A 17913-nucleotide genomic window follows, 5' to 3' on the forward strand; every position below is an offset into this window, starting at 1 on the left:
CGCTTTTAGCTGGATGAAGAGTCGAAGCCTTCGCGTATGGCGTGCAGTGCTTCGTAAAGATCGTCCCAGGGGAAGGAGGCCGCTCCTGATGCGCCTGAGTTGGGGGCGGGGAGACGGTCCCAATCGAGGATCACCCGTACGCCCCACTCTTTGAGCCGGGCCACGCTGCTGGGGAAGGCGGGGTGCCTCGCGAGCGCGTGGTTGGGCCAGGGGACGGCGACGATCGGCAGGCCGAGACCGATGGCTTCGTTCAGCAGGCCCAGTGCCAAGGTGTCGCTGATGCCCTGGGCCCACTTGTTGGTCGTGTTGAAGGTCGCCGGAACGACCGCCATGGCGTCGGCCGCCGGCAGGACGTCCGGTTCCTCGGGCCGCTTGTAGTCGTGCCGTACGGGATAGCCAGTGAGCATGCTGAGCCGATCGGCGTCGATGAACTTCGTTGCAGACGGCGTTGCGATGACGCAGACCGTCCAACCGTCCGCCTGTAGGCGCTCGACGAAGGCGGGAAGGTCACCCGCCGGCCGACCTCCGCACGCGATCACGTACAGAACCGGCTTGCCTTCTGCCATCTCCCGCCGTTCCCCATTCCTCTGCGATCACCATCGGTTACTATCCGCTGACCCACGGACACGGTTACCGTGGTCGAGGCGAACACTACGTCCCCAACGTGAGGTCGTACCATGGCGACTGAGCACGTGGAAAGTGGAGAGCTGGACCAGCGCATCGGCATGCGCGTCCGAGCGCTTCGGTTGCGTCGAGGCCTCGGACTGCGCGCCTGCGCAGAGTTGTGCGGACGAACCGAGGAGTGGCTCCGCCAGGTCGAGCGCGGCGAGCAGCGCTTGGACAAGCTCTCCACGCTCGTCGCTCTGGCGAACGTGCTCGGTGTACGCGATCTCGGTCTCATTGTCGAAGACCGGCTTCAGGGCATGACGTGCGCCGTCACCGAGGGCGGCAGGATCCGGCACGAGGCCGTTCCCGCCATTCGCCAGGTGCTGTCCACGCCGATCTATCCGCCGCAGCCCGTGGACGACCTGCTCGCCGAGAGCGAGAAGCTGCGGAGTCGGCTGACCGTCGCCTGGTGGGCCTGGCACGGGTCGGCGCGGCCGTACACCGCTCTGGGCGCGGTGGCGCCCGGCCTGCTACAAGACGCACTGAACCTGCACCGAGCGGCCGCGCCCAACATGCGGCGCAGCACGTGGGCGCTTCTCGCCGAGACCTTCCAGCTCGCGCAGCGTTTCCTCTACTGCGTCGGGGAGGCCGAGCTGGCGGCCCGCGCAGCCGACCGTGCGATGGTCGCCGCCGAGGAGACCGACGATCCGCAACTGATCGCGATCTCCGCCTGGACCTCCACGATGGCCGCACTCGGGCGCGGACAGACTGACGAGGCCTTCGAAGTGGCGTCGACCGCGGCGACTTACCTGGAACCGAGGTCGAGCTCCTCGCAGGCCGTGCTGTCGGCGTGGGGTTCCTTGCACCTGTTCGCCGCCATCGCCTGCGCGAAGAACCACCGCGGCGCCGACGCCTGGCGGCACTGGGACCTCGCTCACAGGGCCGCCTCCGCTCTCGGCCCTGCTCACCACAACCCTCTGACGATGTTCGGCCAGGCCAACGTCGCCATCTACGGCGTCGCGATAGAGGTGGAGACAGGGCGGTCCAGCGCGGCGATCGACCGGGCCAAGGCCATCACCGTCTCCGCCATCCCCTCGACGAATCGGCGGGCCCAGCACCTGCTGGACCTGGCGCGAGGGCACATGCGGCAGCGGGATTTCGACGCAGCCCTCACCTGCCTCCGGATGTCGGAGACACAGTCGACGGAGACCGTCGTCTTCAATCCGCTCGCACGGCAGACCATCGGCGAGATGATCGAGGCGAGGCGCCGTCCTCCGGCTCTGTTGCTGGACCTCGCGACAAGAGCCCGCGTCATCGCCTGAATGCCACCCCCAACCGCTGGTTGGGTTTGCCCACGTGAGCCGGCCGTACGGTCGCGTCATGAGTACGCAGCTTGCCGATCTGGCGGTGGTCCGCGACGCGCTCCAGTCGCTCGCCACCGCACTCGAAGTCCGGGGCTTCGCCGCGCGGCTCCGTAGCGGTGAGGGGTCCTCGCTCCACCTCTTCGTGATGAACCCTGAGGCTCCCGTCCTCACGGAACACATCATGATCGTGCCGGATGCGGAGGGGGAGTGGAGCTTCTGGTTCCCCTGGCCCGAACGGATCGCCCTCGTCACGAACGTCACCGAGGCCGCCGACCGCATCGAGCGTGTGCTGGCCGAGGTCGACCGTTAGCCGGAGCACACCCGTATGGTCTCGCACGGTGCACCTCGCGGCGCTCCCAAGGACGCGCAGCTTCCCGCGCCGTTCCACGGCGTCCACGTCGCGCCACCGCAGACAGGCTGCGAAAGGCTCGTGTGGAGGAAACCGACGGCGCGGTGCACACACCTGCGGGTACGACGGCACACCTGTGAGTGCCAGCCGGTGATCTACGAGCTGTGCGTTTCCGGCGGCCTGGTGTTCATCCGCCGCACCGTCCGCAAGCCGACCGGTCTGTCCGTACGCGAGACGGAGTGGCTCCTGACGGCCAGAGCCATGGAGCTCTGGCAACGCCTGCTCAGTGGGCAGGCCCGATAGCTCCCCCTCCACCAGGAAACCCACGTCAGAAGGAGAGTGCCTCAATGACTCTGAGCGCCCAGCTCGACGCGTTCGCCGTCGAATTGCCGGTCGCCTTCGACCCGCGCTGGAACCGTATCCCCGGGATCACCGTCGACGGAGCCACCATCACGGTCGACCCCGAGAAGTACTTCTTCCGGTTCGAGAACTCCACCTGGCTCCTGTGTGACTGGAACCTCGTCGCCGGCCAGCTTCTCGGCATCGAGGAGTCCGCGGAGACCGCCGTCGAACAGCTCGCCCTGGAGTTCGTGCAGGAGCACGGCTTCTCCACCTCCGACGCCGGCCGGGTGCTGGCCACGGCCTGGGAGGTCTATAGCTACCTGTTCCGCGAGGAGCACCTGCCCACCCTCGGCCTGCCTCAGATCACCGCCGGCCACCTGCGGATGCTCCGCGAGGCCGCCACCTTCATGGCGCTCAACAAGGTCGAGCTGGACGGCCACATCTCCAACGTCGGCCCGTGCTGGTTCTTTCCCGCCGCGACCTCCGTCGTCTACGAGCTGAACGAGGAGGAGGGCGGCATGCTCGACGAGGTCTACCACGGCACCTGGTTCAACGAGTACCGCCGCATCGAGTCGATCAAGGCGCACGCCGCGCTCGGCGGGCGGCTGGTCCACGGCTGCCAGTCCGTGCCCAACCAGTCCGGCGGCGCCTGCGTGCCGTACGGCGCCTCGATGCAGACCTTCCGCACCGAGCTGACGAGCTTCCGCGAGGAGTGGCTCGCCACGGTCTACGCCTGCCGCACCGCCAGCTGACCCTTCCTGTACGGCCCGCGCTTCGGTGAGCGTGGGCCGTACGCCCCAGATGCCGAAGGAGAAACCCTCGTGGACGAGCTGACCGTCACCCGGCTGTGCGCCGAGCTGTGCGCCAAGGCGAGGTTCCCGGGTGAGCCGAAACGTGAGCCGATGCGTGCCTGGTCGCTGTCGGCGGTGGAACGCCTGCACTTTCCCGACGGCTCCACGGCCATCTTCAAATTCGCCGCCGAGCCGTTCACCGAAGAGGACCGGGCCCTCAAGCTGGCCGCTGTCCATGGCGTGCCCGTCCCCGACCTGTACGCCTCCGCCGTCAGCGGCGGCATCCTCGGCATGCTGATGCAGGACCTTGGCGAACCGGTCCGGGAGGCAGCGGACGACGACGGGGTCAAGGCGGCGGTCGTCCTCCACCAGGTTCGCCCCTCGGAGATCCTGCCGACGACCCTCGACGCCGACGAACTGGGGGCCCTGCCTTTGCGCGCGCTCGCACACCTGGACTATCTGCGGCAGGTCCGGCGCTGGAAATCCACTCTCGACATCGCCGAGATGCTCTCCGCCCTGGACAAGGTTGCTCCCGCTCGTGCTCAGGGGGCGGAGCTGGTGCCGTTCGGGCTGTGCCACTCGGAGTTCCATCCCAGCTCGTTGCATGTCGGGCGGGCGGGATGGCGGCTGCTCGATTTCGCCCGCGCCTTCAACGGCCCCGGCCTGCTCGACCTGGCATCCTGGCCCGGAACTCAACAGCCCCCCAACGTGCAACGGGTCCGTCGGCTGATCGAAGCCTACGTCGCCGCTGGCGGATCGCAGGAGGCCTTGGCGCCACGGGGTGGACTGTCCGCCGAAGCATGGGCCCTCGGCTGGCACCGGGTCTGGATCGTGGAGTGGTTCATGGACCAGACCGTGCACTGGATCAACGACCCGACCAGCGATCCGGTCTACATCAAGGCGGTACGGCGTCACCTCCGCGAAGCCGTACGACTGCTCGCGTCATGAACCGCCAGGCATGGCAGGAGCACGCCCGGCAACGTCAGGCCGTCGAGCCGGCACTGCCGGCGGCGGCTCCGTCTCGCATGTACTGGACGCCGGAGCCTCGCGGCGGGCCAGGCGCCGAGATCCTGGGACACCTCGCCTGTGCGCGCGTCCTCGAGTTGGGGTGTGGCGCGGGCCATCACCTCGCTCACCTCGTCGGAGTCCATCGCTCCACCGGGGTCGGCGTCGACATCTCGGAGAGACAAATCGAACGGGCGCGCACGCGCTATGGGCACCTGCCGGGGATCTCTTTCGTCGCCGACGACGCGGTTGAGTTCCTGGCGACGCCGTGCCATCCGTACGACGTCTGCTACTCCGTCTTCGGCGCCGTGGGACTCACCTCGCCGAATGTGCTCGTGCCGTTGATCGCGCGGGCGCTGCGGCCTGGCGGAGCGTTGGCCTTCGCCGTTCCGCATCCCAGACGCAGTGACCGGGACAGCACGTTGTTGTTGCCGTCCGGCGGCAGAATGCCGATCCGCCGCTGGGAGCCGAGTGCGCTCGGATGGGTCGCGCTGATGTCGGCAGCCGGTCTCCGGGTCAAGGACCTCCAGCACCTGGGTGAGTCGCCGGCAGGCCCGAACACCTTGCTCGTTGTTGCCCGTAAATCATGACGGTTCGAGGAGGCTGTCGTGCCCGAGGTTTATCTGCTCATCGACGTGGATGGCGTGCTGATCCCGTTCCCCGACAGCGAGGAGAACGGACCGGCTACTCACGTGAGGCACAGCGTCGTCCCCACCGGCTATGACGCGGGCTCACCCGTCCCCATATGGCTGAATCCCACGCACGGCCCCATGCTGGCTGAGCTGGTCAGCGAGTTGGCTCTGACACCGGTCTGGTGCACCAGCTGGCGTTGCGACGCCAGCCCCTTGATCGGCGCCAAGCTGGGCCTGGAGCCGTTCCCGCATGTCGAGCTGGCGCGTCAGGACATCACGACGAGCCACCCCAACGGCTACCTCTGGAAACGGGACGACGTCTCAATCTGGCTCGGCACCGCTCAGGCCGTCTGGATCGACGACGACTTCACCCCTGCCGACCACGCCTGGGCCGCAGCCCGGACGGCAGTGGGTATCCCCACCTTGCTCGTCCAGCCGGCTCCCAGGGTCGGGCTGCTGCCGGCGCATCTGGAGACGATCCGATCGTGGATGACCGAACTCGTCAGCATGCCCTCCGGCCCTTCATAGCTCGAGGCCTGCGCGATTGATACGAGCGTCGCGTGACCAGGGCGAAGTGCGTCCAGCAGCCGGGCTCGCGGTACTGGAATACACGCAGCTCGTATCCCGCCTCCGCGCCGTCACCGTTCTACCGATGAGTGAAAGGTGCGCCACCCTGGGCCAAGCAAGTCCGTGGCTTGGTCCCGGGTCTTGCGCACGGCGACAGCATCGGCCGCGGCGCCGTGCCCCCGTTGGCCCATCCGGGCCGCGGTGGGTGACCCTACTTCTGATGACCGGGGTGGAGGAGCAACTCGGCCAGTTCCCGGACGCGGGCGGAAGTAATGCCGGTCCGCTGCTCGACGGCGAGGGGATGGCCGGTGGGCTCCAACTCGACGGCCGGGCGCAGCCCGACCGGACGAGTGTGGAGGTTGGCCTTGAGGTTGAGCGTCGTCGGTTCGTAGACCGGCAGCTCGGAGGAGAGCCAGCCGAAATAGGGAGGTTCGGACTCCCGGCCCGGGGTCTCCCACATCCGGCTCATCCGGGCGAAGTTGTTCCGGCTCAGTGAGACCCATACGCCCCAGGTGAAAGTCTCGTCCGTGTCAATGACGGGGATCTCGATGAGGCCGTGGACGAAGAAGTGCTCTCCTTCGATCACACACTGGTCGGAGGAGAGCACGCTGTCGGGCACGCCGGTCATCTCAGGGCTCCAGTAGGCGGGCGCGGGCATGTGGTAGCTCAGCGGGAGCTCGTCGTGGTGCCGGCCGCAGCAGGAGCAGAGGAAACCGGAATCAATCGACACGGGCGTCAGCGTAGCGAAACCGCGGGATCGGAAGTCTCCTCTATGCCATTCGCGAGGTGGTTTCGGGTTCTGGCGAGCGCGGCCCCGGTTAGCCGGCACACGAGAGTTATAGGCCAGGGCATGCCGTTCCCGTACTGCCGGAGACGGACTGTAGTGGGAAAAATCCAAGGGGTATCGATCTTCAGGGGAGCTTATGTTGTGACGGTCATGGGATGGGTGTACTTGGACCGAACTGGGCCGTCCGAGGACTTCACCAGCGGGCCGGCCGATATCGGTTGTCGGTGGAGGCACCGGTCATGCAGGCCGTGGAAGTACTCGTGCCTGGCGTGTCCACCGTGACCCGACACCGGCCACTGCTTCGACCAAGAAGCCCCGGACATATCCGCAGTTCACAACCGCAGACGGAGTATTGGCACCCTTCAACCTTGCGATGGTCACAGCCGCCGCTCTGATCGCGTAGCAACAGAGCGCGAAACCGTATTTCCGAGCGGGACACCATCGTTCACGGGGCGATTCGCGGTTTCTGGGTTAGCGTGGGGGAACTCACGTATGGCCGATCGGAGCCGCAGATGAGCCGCAGGACACTGGACGAAGCCGGTCCGGAAGACTCGGATCCCGCTGGCGTGGCCGCGCGGGTGGAGGCGGCGCTGGGGCGGGCCCCGGTCAACAGGGGCAGCGCGTGGTTCCCGGCCGGCGCGGAGGACGCGCCTGGTCACGAGGCATGTGACGGCTGCGAGTCGGCCACGGGCCCCGCCGCCTACCTGTCCGATCTGCTCGACCTGCTTCTGGACGCATTCACCGACACGGTCGGCTTCCATAGCCTGGAGGAAATCGAGCAGCGGTTCGCGCGCCCCTTCGGCGATCTGGTCATCGGGTGCCCCGACGCCGTCGTGCCACAGGTGGAGATTGCGGTCGAGGTGCTGGAGAGGCTGGTGACCAGGCCGCCGTTCCCCGGGTACGACCGCGCCACGATCTATGGCTTCTTCGACACCGCCGATCAGCGCGGTCGGTGGCTGTACCCGTTCCCGCACGTGCTCTCCGACCTGCTGGACGCCTACCTGGCCGAGTTGGGGATCTCCCGCGCCGACCTGGACAAGGCGATCACCAAGGCGTACCCACTGCCCGGCGACTCGCCCGCCGACCTCGCCCCGCTCGGCGCGCTGCTCGGCCCGCTGCACCTGACCGAACCCGAGTTCAAGGCTGGTCTCGGCATCGTGAACCGGAACTGGCGGCCCGGCCTCGCCGCCGTGGACTGGCTGGAACGGCAGGTCGCCGCGCTGGCGACGTACGGGCTCGACCCGGCGGACCCCGAGCGGGCGGCCGGCTTCCGCGAGGCCGCCGAGCGGGCCTCGGCGGCGGTGAGGAGGGTCAGGGGCTTCCTGTTTCCCGCGGTCCGCGCGAACCTGATCAGGTACGCGCTGCGCCATCTTGAGGCCCACCCCGACCCGACCCTTCCGGTCGCCGACGCCGACCAACTGGGCGACTTCCTGCACATCGATCTGTCGGCCGATCCATGCGTGAGCACGACCCGCGTCCGGGACGCGATCGAGTCGCTGCAGTCCTTCCTCATGGCCTTCCAGCTCGGCAGGGAGAATCCGCTGCTCACCAACATGCTCGGCGACGACTTCGCTGAGCGCTCGCGCTGGCTGCGCGGTTACGAGCAGTGGCACGCGGCACAGAGCGTGTTCCTGTACCCCGAGAGCTTCCTGCTGCCCGGCCTGCGGCCGTCCGCCGGCGGGCCGTTCGGCGAGTTCCTCAGCACGGTGAGCACAGCGGCCGTTACCTCGGAGTCGGTCCGCGCGGCCGCGCACGCCTATCGGGACGCGACGGCGCCGCTGCTCGCGGGCCCGCCCGCGCGTTTCCTGCTCGACCACCCGCTTGACCAACCTCAGGGGTTCGCGCTGGAGGACTTCAGAAGCTTCCAGGCCGCGCAGTACACGGCGGTGGCCGAGCCGGTGCGCGCCGTGCTGGACGAGTGGTACTTCTGGCTGCCGCTCGCCGGCGCGCGGGCGCTGGCCGAGGCGGGCTGGCACGAGGACGCCGCCGCCTGGCTGCACACCGTGTTCTACCCGTACGCGGGCGCGTTCGCGTCGGTCCCGGGGCGGAACGTGCCGAGGCTGGTCTGGGTTGGCCTGACCGAGCCGGGCGACGAGTCTCGGCGCACGGAGGAGTGGTTGCGTGACCCGTTCTCGCCCTTTGCGGTGGCGGCCACGCGCGACGGCGCGTACCTACGACACGCGGTGTACCAGTACGTGGAGAACCTGCTGGCCTGGGCCGACGCGGAGTTCGCGCAGGACACCGGCGAGTCGGTCAGCCGGGCCAGGGAGCTGTACGAACTGGCTGGCGACGTGCTGGCGGCGGGCGAGCTGCCGCCCGAGGACGCCCGCGAGCGCGCCTGGCGGGCGCTGGAGTCGGAGATCCTGGCCGCGTTCGCCGCGCCGGAGCTGCGGCGGCTGCGGCCGGTGCTCGCCGGGCTGCGCGCCGACGGCGTCGTGCCAGAACCGCCCGACTTCGACGACTTACGCGACGCGCTCCACCGTGACGTGCCGTTCGAGAGCGCCTACGCCGACGTCCTGGCGGTGTCGCGGCGGATCCTGGCTCGCGCCCGTCCGTCCCGTACGCTCTCCCAGGCGCGGGCCGAGTCGGCCGCGCCGATCGCGCGGGTGTCCGGCGCGGCCGAGCTGGCCGTCGCGGCGGCGCGCCGGCTCGGCTTCGGGTTCTGCGTTCCGCCGAATCCCGCGGCGAGCGCGCTGCGCTGGCGAGCCCTGAGCAACCTGGACAAGATCCGCACCGGCCGGAACATCGCCGGTGTCCGCAGAGAGCTGTCGGAGGACGTCCTGCCGACCGCGCCGCCGCCGTTGTACCGCTTCAGCCATCTCATCGAGCGGGCCCGCTATTACGTGTCGGTCGCCCAGCAGCTCCAGGCCCAGTTGCTCGCTTCCTTCGAGCGGGGCGACGAGGCACGCTACACCATGCTCAAGGCCAAGCAGGATCTCCAGGCGGCGCAGGCGGCCCTGCGCCTGCGCGCCCTCCAGCTCCAGACCGCCGTCCGCGAGCGGGAGCTGGCCGTACGCCAACGCGATAAGGCGGCCGACCAGCAGTTTTACTACGCAGCGCTGCTGAACGCCGGGTGGAACCTCTTCGAGCAGCGGCAGGTCTACTACGAGCACTCCGCCACCTCGGGTTACGACACGGCCGCCGCATTTGCCTGGGCGGACTGGCTCTCGCTGAACGCCTCCTCACCCTTCTCTCAACGCGCCGCCTCCGACGCGGCGATCGCCACCGAGTACGGCACTGTGGCCGCCTACGAGCGGCGCGAGCAGGAGTGGCGGCAGGCTCGCCGCCAGGCGGAGTACGACCACAGACTGGCCGCCGAAGGCATCCTCGTCGCCGGCGACAACCTGGGCGTGGCCGACCAGCAGTACCGGATCGGCCGGCTTGAGGAGCAGTTCGCGACGCAGGGGCTGAACTTCCTCAACGAGAAGTTCACCGGCCGCGAGCTGTACGACTGGATGGCGCGGGTGCTGGCCGGCTCCTACCGGCAGCACCTGGACCACGCGACGGCGCTGGCCAGGATGGCGCAGCGGGCGCTGGAGTTCGAGCGCCAGGAGTCCATCACGATCATCGCTCCGTTCTACGGCAACAGGGGGAAGCGCGACCTGCTGTCGGCGGAGCGGCTGCTCGGCGACATCAACCGGCTCGACCAGCACCGGCTGACCACCGAACAGCGCAGGCAGGAGCTGACCAAGACCATCTCACTGGCCCGCTCGGCCCCGATCGAGTTCGAGAGCCTGCGCCGCGACGGTGTGATCACATTCGCGACGCCGATGGCCTGGTTCGACCGTGATTTCCCTGGCCATTACCTGCGGCTGGTCAAGAGCGTGAGCTTGACGGTGGCCGCGCTCACCTCACCGGTCGAGGGGATCAGGGCTACTCTGTCCAACACGGGCGTCTCGCGGGTGATGACCGGCCCGCCGTTCACCGAGCCGCGAACCGTCCACCGGTTCCCCGAGTCGATCTCCGTGAGCGTGCCCGTGAGCGGCACTGGGCTGTTCGAGCTGCGGCTGGATGATCCGATGCTGCTCCCGTTCGAGGGCGGCGGGGTGGACACGGCGTGGACGTTGGAGCTGTCGCGGACGTTCGACTTCGACACGCTCTCCGATGTGTTCCTGACCATCAGATACACCGCGCTGGCCGACGCTGGCTACCGGCGGCAGGTCGTGGCTGGCATGGGCAGCACGGCGGAGACGACCCTGGTGAGCCTGCGCCACCGTCAGCCGGACGCCTGGTACCACTTCCACAATCCGGTGTTCGGGGGGGACGAGCGGCCGTACGAGCTGCGGTTCGAGGTCGGGACGGAGGACTTCCCGCCCGCTCTCGACCTGACCGGGCTGCGCCGGCTGACCGTGGACTTCGCGCACACCGCCGCCGTGACAGCCCCGGTGGAGCTCGAGTTCGCGCCGTACGGCGAGCAGGTCGCCTATCTGGCCGACGCGGACTATAAGTCGCAGCCGGCGGGCTCTCCTGCCCCGGCCGGCCACGGCCCCCTGCCGTTCGGCGCGTTCACCCACCGGCGCGACGCCGGGGGCGCGGTGACCGAGCAACGCACGGCGCTCGGCGACCTCCGCCCGTTCGGGTGGTGGATGATCCGGTTGAAGAACGGCGGGGCCAAGCTCAGCGGCAAGCCGATCCTGCCGGCCGACTACCCCGGCTTGTTCCTGGACGCCCAGCCCGTTCCCGGCCAGTACCTGCTGGAGACGGGCCCACTGCGCAACGTGACGCTCGCCTTCAGCTACGACGCATCGCTGCGCCACACGTTCAGCTGAGAGGAGAGCGGGCGTGGCCGGATCCGGTGTGGCCGAGCAGGTGCTTCCGCTGCCCCGAGGGGGCGGCGCCGTCCGGGGAATCGGCGAGACCTTCCAAGCCGACGCGCAGAAGGGCACGGGACGCTTCAGCGTCCCGATCACCTTCCCCGCTGGCCGCGGCGGCTTCCAGCCGAGGCTCGCCCTGACGTACGGCACGGGCGAGCCGAACGGCCCCTTCGGCTTGGGCTGGAGCCTGAACACCGCGGCGATCAGCCTGCGGACGGCCAAGGGCATCCCGCGCTACCGCGGTACCGACGAGTACCTGCTGTCGGGTGCGGAGACCCTGGTCCACGTGGGCGACGAGCCGCGGGGCCGCCGCTACCGGCCGCGCGTCGACGGGCTGTTCGCCCGGATCCTCCAGATCGGCGATCACTGGGAGGTGACCGCCAGGAACGGCCTGACCAGCCTGTACGGCACCGACGACACCTGCCGGATCCGCAACGGCGACCGCCCGGACGAGGTGTTCGCGTGGCTGCTGAGCGAGACCCGCGATCCCAACGGCAACCACGTCGGCTACGCCTACCGGCGCGAGGACAACCAGCTCTACCTGGTCGCGATCCGCTACGCGCGCTACTCCGTCGAGTTCGAGTACGGCGAGCGCCCCGACCCGTTCTCCACCTATCGCAGCGGATTCGAGATCAGGACGACGCGGCGCTGCGAGCAGATCCTGATCAAGGCAGACGACGTTCTGATCCGCTCCTACCGCCTGCGGTATGTGACGGACGACATGCCGCTCAACCTGGTCTCACTGCTGGCCGGGATCACGATGACCGGTCACCGGACGGACTCGCGGGGCCGGGTGCTGACCCGGTCCATGCCGCCGCTGACGTTCGGTTACACCGCCTTCCGGCCGGGACACGCCAGCTTCGAGACGTTCAGCGCGGACGGCGGGGACGGGCCGGACCGGGCTCTCGACCATGAGGAGTACGAACTGGTCGATCTGCACGGCGGCGGGCTGCCCGACGTGGTGCACACCTCCGCCGAGGGCGTGCGCTACTGGCGCAACCTCGGCGAATGCCGGTTCGCCCGGCCGCGCCCGATGACCGACGCCCCAGCGGGAATCACGCTGGCCGACGACGGCGTCCGGTTCGCCGACATGGACGGGACCGGCTCGGCCGACCTGCTCGTCACCAAGGGCCCGCTCAACGGTTACTTCCCCACGGAGTTCGAGGCCCGCTGGGCGACGATGGTCCGCCCCCGCCGCGCCCCGGCCATCGACCTGACCGACCCCGCAGTGGCGCTCGTCGACATGGACGGCGACGGCCGGGTGGACGCCCTGGACACCGGCGGCCACCACATGGTTGTCGCCTACAACCGGGGCGCCGACGGCTGGGCCGAGGAGGTGACCCACGTCGCCCGCGGCCCGCTGCCGGACTTCACCGACGTCGTGCTCTCTGCCCCGGACCGGCGCGTGCGGCTGGCGGCCATGAGCGGAGACCTCCAGGACCTCGTCACCATCCACGACCGGCGCGTCGAGTACTGGCCCAACCTCGGTTACGGACGATGGGGCCGGCGCATCACCATGCGGGGGTCTCCCGAACTGCCGCGCGACTACGACCCCGCGCGCCTGTTCCTGGCCGACATCGACGGCGACGGCTACGCCGACCTCATCTACGTCGGCTTCGACGAGGTGCGCTACTGGATCAACCAGAGCGGCAACGGGTGGAGCGAGCGCCAGGTGGTCCGCGGGACGCCGGCCGTGCGTGACATCGACGTGATCAGGACCGCGGACATGAAGGGGACCGGCACCGCCGGGTTGCTCTGGACCGCGGATCGGCAGGGCGGCGGCTACCGGTATCTGGATTTCACTGAGGGGACCAAGCCGTACCTGCTGAACGTGGTCGACGGCCATGTGGGGGCCACGACCAGGATCGAGTACGCGCCGTCCACAGCGTACTTCTGCGCGGACCTGGCAGCGGGGCGGGCGTGGGCGACGCGGCTGCCGTTCCCCGTGCAGGTCGTGGCGCGCGTAAAGACGGTGGACCGGCTGTCTGGCGGGAGGCGGACGATCGCCTACCGCTACCGCGACGGCCACTGGGACGGGCGCGAGCGCGAGTTCCGCGGGTTCGCGCGGGTCGACCAGACCGACAGCGAGACGTTCGAGGAGCACCCGAGACCCGGCCCGCAAGCGGCAGCGGACGGGGTCCCGCGCGAGGCCGGACGCCACTTCTCGCCGCCCACGATGACCAGGACCTGGTACCACGTCGGCCGCGGCTCCGGGCGGCCGGCCGAGGCGCGCGCGCTGTGGGGCGCGGTGCTGCGGACAGAGCTGGCCGAGCTCGGCGCCCCCGACCGTCCCTATGTGATCACCGAGCACCGCTATCAGGTGCGGACGGTCGCGCCAGATGTGCACGTCCCGGTGCAGGGCGAGAGCGTGACCCGCCAGACCGAGCGCTCCGACACCGCCAGGGTGACCCGCCTGATCTTCGAGCACGACGATCACGGCAACGTGACACGCCAGATCAGGGTGGGCGACGCCGCGGACCCGCTGGTCGTCGTCACCGACACCGCCTACGCCGATTCGCCGGGCGGCCACGTCAAGGACCGCCCGGCCGAGACGCTGATCCGTCTGCCGTCGGCCGCGGACCGCGCGATCCTGCGGGACTATCTGGACGGCGGGCGGGAGCCGGACTGGACGGCGTTCTGCACGGTGGACGCCGAGGTGCTGGGCCGCACGAGGCACCACTACGACGGAGTTGACTACGTCGGACTGCCGGTCGGCGAGGTGGAGCGGGGCAATCTGACCCGTACTGAATCGCTGGTGCTGACCGACGCCTCGATCGCGGCGCTCTACCCCGACCCGGCGTCGGGCGGCCACCCGCGCCCGCCGGAAGCGCTCGCGGACCTGGCCGGGCTCGGCTACGCGCGCGAGGCCGACGGCTGGTGGGCGCGTACCGTGCGCAACCGCTGGGACCGGCGGTTCGGCCTGATCGTCGGCGTGCTGGACGCGATGGGCAACGAGACGACGATCGACTACGACGAGGACCACCACCTGTTCCCCGTCCGGGTCACCGATGCCGCCGGTCACGCGGTCTCGGTGGAGTCGATCGACCTCCAGGCGCTCGCGCCGCGGCTCGTGCGCGACGCGAACGGGAACCTGACGGAGTACGCGTTCGACCCGCTCGGCCTGCTCACGGCGACGGCGGTCAAGGGCAAGCCGCTCACCGGCGGCCGGTGGGAGGGGGACACGCTGGGCCGGCCCACCACCCGGTACGCCTACGACCTGCACGCCTTCGACCGCGACGGCTCGCCGATCGCGGCCGCGGTGTGGCAGCGCGCCGAGCACGGCGGCGACCGGCTGGTGCGGAGCCTGGAGTACTACGACGGCATGGGCCGGTCGTTGCAGCGCAAGGTCACGGCGGAACCGGCGGCGCCGGGCGGGCCAGCGCGGTGGGCGGTGAGCGGGCGGCAGGTGTACAACGACAAGGGCTGGCTCGTGGAGCGGTACGAGCCGTTCTTCAGCACGACGTCCGCCTACGAGCCGGTCACCGGTGCCGGCGTGCCGACCGTGCTGGGATACGACCCGCTGGGGCGGCCAACCGTCCAGGTGAATCCGGACGGCTCGTTCCGCCGGGTGGTCATCGACGGCCCGTGGCGGACCGAAAGGCACGACGAGAACGACACCGGGGCCCGGCGCTACGAGGCCGACGGCAGGCTGGTCGAGCGGACGAACGCGGAGGTGGCCGCCCTCAAGATCGGCGATCACTTGGACACACCCAAGGTCGAGATTGCCGACGTCTGGGGACGCCTGACCGAGTCGATCGAGGACGGCCAGCCCACCCGGTACGCCTACGACCCGCTGGACCGGCTCCTGACGGTCACCGACCCGTACGGCAGGCAGGTGCTGAGCTATGGCTACGACCTGCTCGGCCGCCGGGTGCGCACCCGGCACCTGGACGCGGGGACGCGGATCGTGGTTCTGGACGCCGCCGGCTCCGTGGCCGAGTCCGGGGACTCCAAGGGAGCGCGGACGATCACCTCGTACGACGTGCTCGGCCGACCGGTCCAGGTCAGGGCGCGGGACGGCGCCAGCCGCCCGTTCACGCTGCGCGAGTGGCACCTCTACGACCGACTCGATGGCGTCACCGCCGAGCAGGCGCGCCGGGCCAACCAGCTCGGCAGGCTGGTGCGCAGCTACGATGGCGCCGGCCAGATCACCGTCGAGAGCTATGACCTCAATGGCGAGCCTGCCAGGAAGAACCGGCGGATGCTCCCCGCCGCCCTGTTGCCGGCGCACTGGCCAGACAGCGGCCAGGAAGACCTGCTCGAACCCGGCCCCGGCTACCCGGTCGGCACAGGCTACGACGCTATGGGCAACCTTACCGAACTGGCCTACCCGGACGGCTCGGTGGCCCGCTACGCCTACAACGAGGCCGGCCTGCTCGAACGGATTACCCTCGGCGATCGCGTGTGCGTCGCCGGCGTCGACTACAACGCCCGCGGCGAGCGCACCGTGATCCGCTACGGCAACGGCGTCGTCACCGGCTACGCCTACGAACCGCTCACCTGTCGCCTGCTGCGGCTGACCACCCGCGACGCCCTGGGCGGCACGATCCAGGACCTGGAGTACGCCTACGACCCGATCGGCAACGTCATCGGCATCATCGACCACGTGCCGACCGGCCCGGGACACGTGAACAACACCAGGGAGCACAGCTACGACGCGCTCTACCGGCTCACCTCCGCCGAGGGCGCCTCCTACCGGCGGCACTACGACTACGACCGGGTCTCCAACATCGTCGCCGAGTCGAGCCTGGATCCGCCCTGGACCAGTGTCCACACCTACAGGCCGGGCACGAACCTGTTGCTCACGCGGGACGCCACCGCGTTCGACCACGATGCCGGCGGCAACATGACCCGGATGGGCACGCTGCGGCTGGACTGGGACCACGCCGACCGCATGGTGGGTGCGGGACAGACAAGCTACGCCTACGACAGCGCCGGCCTGCGGGTGCGAAAAGTCGCCGAGGCACGCGAGACCAGATACCTCGACGGCGTCTTCGAAGAGCGCACCGACAGGACGGTCGCCCACGTGGTCGACGCCGGCCGGCGGATCGCCGTGGTCACCACGACCGCCGGCCATGCGTCGATCACCTTCCACCACGGCGACCATCTGGGTAGCACCAACGTGACCACCGGCGAGGACGGCAGGCCGACCGGCCAGGAGGAGTTCGCCCCGTACGGGGAGACCAGCCTGGGCGCGGGCGACACCTACCGCTACGCGGGCAAGGAATTCGACGAGGAGACCGGCCTCTACTATTTCGGGGCGCGCTACTACTGTCCCCGCCTCGGCCGGTGGATCAGCGCCGACCCGCTCGCCCTCGTGACGCCCGACGCCTCGAACCCGTATCTGTACGTGCGCGCGAACCCGATCAAATTCACCGACCTGATCGGGCTGGAGGAGAAGAACTTCACCATCCTGCTCTCGCCCTCCGCCCTGCAGCGCAACGACAGCAAGAAGGAACGCCGGGTCGCGGAGACCATCGCCCAGCTGTCGACGTCGTATGCGGAGCGCCACCTCTCCGACGCGGCCATCATCGTGGTGGACGACCTGCCCGGCGCGGTCGCCAAGCTGGCCGGGCAACTGGGGCCCGACGACACGATCGGCCGGGTGGTGATCATCACCCACGGTCTCGAACTCACCAACAGGCAGGGACGCACGGTGGAGAGCCGGGTCTGGTTCCCGCTGAACTCTGGCAAGGAGCATGCCTGGCAGAGTCCGCAGAGCCTGGCGGCCGCCGCGCGGTCACCCGACCTCCGCTTGGACCTGCGCACGTTGCAGCAGAAGAGCACGGACCAGACGACGATCTCCTTCATCGGCTGCAATATCGGAACGTCGAAGCCCACCCTGACGGCCGTGGGACGGTTCTTCGGCGGGCGCGGAGTGTGGGTCGAGGCGCCGGCCACGGGCGCGGCGCTGGAGGAGCGGACCGCTGACACCGTGTTCCGGCTGAAGATCGGGACGAAGACGTACGTGGACTACGACAGCGTGGAGGGACGCCGGCTGATGACGAGAATCCAGGTGGATGACGCGCCGCTGGACACCCGGCCGGCCGTGTCCGACTCTGTGCTTCGCAAAAAGGACGAGGAGGTCCAGCTCCCTCCGTGACGGGGCGCCGCCGTCGCGGGCGCGCCTGGTGAATACCCGCAAACCGCTGCTGCGGGCTCAGGCCTGTGCCTACTCTGGTCTCGATGATCAATCGTGGAGGAACCAGCAACATGGGCAGAGCGCGCGGGAAGAAGCCGGCACGGGCCGGCCGCGCCGGCCCGGCCCAGCGGCCGGAGGCGCCGAGGCGTCCGATCACGGCCGGTCGAAGGGGCTGGCAGGCATCCTCAGCGCCGTGCTCCTAGGGCCTGTATCACAGTCGGTCAGAGCCATTCGTTGATCGCGGCGATGAGGACCGTGGCTTCGTAGCGGACGGCGAGTTTGTCGTAGCGGGTGGCGACAGTGCGGTGGCGTTTGAGCCTGTTGATGCCGCACCCCCTGAATCCCGTTTCTCCTCGGCCGACATTTCCTCCGCTCCCGGCCTCGTCGGCAAGGCGATCCACATGAGCGAGGCGCCTCTCGATCGCGCGCGCCAGGTGTTCGCTGACTGCGGTTTCGATCCGATCGAATTGCGAGAGCGCATGCTACGGCAGCAGGCCTCTTGATCCGAGGTGAC

The 17913-nt window shown here is 69.4% G+C and carries 12 protein-coding genes; 10 read left to right on the top strand and 2 right to left on the bottom strand.

Annotated features, from left to right (window positions below; genetic code table 11):
• Nucleotides 1–5: 5 nt before the first annotated feature.
• On the bottom strand, nucleotides 6–566 hold the full coding sequence (locus HHX41_RS25945; protein WP_182908071.1) for a flavoprotein: 561 nt from the start codon (nucleotides 564–566) through the stop codon (nucleotides 6–8).
• A 111-nt stretch (nucleotides 567–677) separates the two neighbouring features.
• On the opposite strand from HHX41_RS25945, the gene HHX41_RS25950 reads away from it, so the two are divergent.
• From HHX41_RS25950 to HHX41_RS25980, 7 genes are all read left to right on the top strand, one after another.
• Nucleotides 678–1928, top strand: coding sequence for a helix-turn-helix domain-containing protein (locus HHX41_RS25950; RefSeq protein ID WP_182908072.1), 1251 nt, complete (start codon nucleotides 678–680; stop codon nucleotides 1926–1928).
• Between the two features lie 58 nt (nucleotides 1929–1986).
• Nucleotides 1987–2280: a hypothetical protein gene (locus HHX41_RS25955; protein ID WP_182908073.1), complete on the top strand. Its 294-nt coding sequence runs from the start codon at nucleotides 1987–1989 to the stop codon at nucleotides 2278–2280.
• A 189-nt stretch (nucleotides 2281–2469) separates the two neighbouring features.
• On the top strand, nucleotides 2470–2622 hold the full coding sequence (locus HHX41_RS40975; RefSeq protein WP_259401304.1) for a hypothetical protein: 153 nt from the start codon (nucleotides 2470–2472) through the stop codon (nucleotides 2620–2622).
• A gap of 44 nt (nucleotides 2623–2666) precedes the next feature.
• Nucleotides 2667–3413 (top strand): hypothetical protein, encoded by a 747-nt coding sequence (locus HHX41_RS25965; RefSeq protein ID WP_182908075.1) that lies wholly within the window; start codon nucleotides 2667–2669, stop codon nucleotides 3411–3413.
• 69 nt (nucleotides 3414–3482) lie between these two features.
• The gene (locus HHX41_RS25970; RefSeq protein ID WP_220504420.1) at nucleotides 3483–4400 is read left to right on the top strand and encodes a phosphotransferase; all 918 of its coding nucleotides are present in this window, start codon (nucleotides 3483–3485) and stop codon (nucleotides 4398–4400) included.
• Complete coding sequence (locus HHX41_RS25975; protein ID WP_182908076.1) at nucleotides 4397–5047, top strand: bifunctional 2-polyprenyl-6-hydroxyphenol methylase/3-demethylubiquinol 3-O-methyltransferase UbiG; 651 nt, start codon at nucleotides 4397–4399, stop codon at nucleotides 5045–5047. Before HHX41_RS25970 ends, HHX41_RS25975 begins: the two co-directional genes overlap by 4 nt.
• 18 nt (nucleotides 5048–5065) lie before the next feature.
• The gene (locus tag HHX41_RS25980; protein ID WP_182908077.1) at nucleotides 5066–5617 is read left to right on the top strand and encodes an HAD domain-containing protein; all 552 of its coding nucleotides are present in this window, start codon (nucleotides 5066–5068) and stop codon (nucleotides 5615–5617) included.
• A 250-nt stretch (nucleotides 5618–5867) separates the two neighbouring features.
• Here the strand turns inward: HHX41_RS25980 and HHX41_RS25985 are convergent, their stop codons facing one another.
• Nucleotides 5868–6386, bottom strand: coding sequence for a DUF2199 domain-containing protein (locus HHX41_RS25985; RefSeq protein WP_182908078.1), 519 nt, complete (start codon nucleotides 6384–6386; stop codon nucleotides 5868–5870).
• A gap of 569 nt (nucleotides 6387–6955) precedes the next feature.
• On the opposite strand from HHX41_RS25985, the gene HHX41_RS25990 reads away from it, so the two are divergent.
• From HHX41_RS25990 to HHX41_RS39830, 3 genes are all read left to right on the top strand, one after another.
• On the top strand, nucleotides 6956–11212 hold the full coding sequence (locus tag HHX41_RS25990) for a neuraminidase-like domain-containing protein (RefSeq protein WP_182908079.1): 4257 nt from the start codon (nucleotides 6956–6958) through the stop codon (nucleotides 11210–11212).
• A gap of 13 nt (nucleotides 11213–11225) precedes the next feature.
• A complete protein-coding gene (locus HHX41_RS25995; RefSeq protein WP_182908080.1) occupies nucleotides 11226–17360 on the top strand; it encodes a SpvB/TcaC N-terminal domain-containing protein in 6135 nt (2044 codons plus the stop codon).
• Between the two features lie 344 nt (nucleotides 17361–17704).
• Nucleotides 17705–17902 (top strand): hypothetical protein, encoded by a 198-nt coding sequence (locus tag HHX41_RS39830; RefSeq protein ID WP_220504421.1) that lies wholly within the window; start codon nucleotides 17705–17707, stop codon nucleotides 17900–17902.
• Nucleotides 17903–17913 lie beyond the last annotated feature (11 nt).

Source organism: Microbispora sp. H13382 (assembly GCF_014161445.1).
Taxonomy (GTDB): domain Bacteria; phylum Actinomycetota; class Actinomycetes; order Streptosporangiales; family Streptosporangiaceae; genus Microbispora.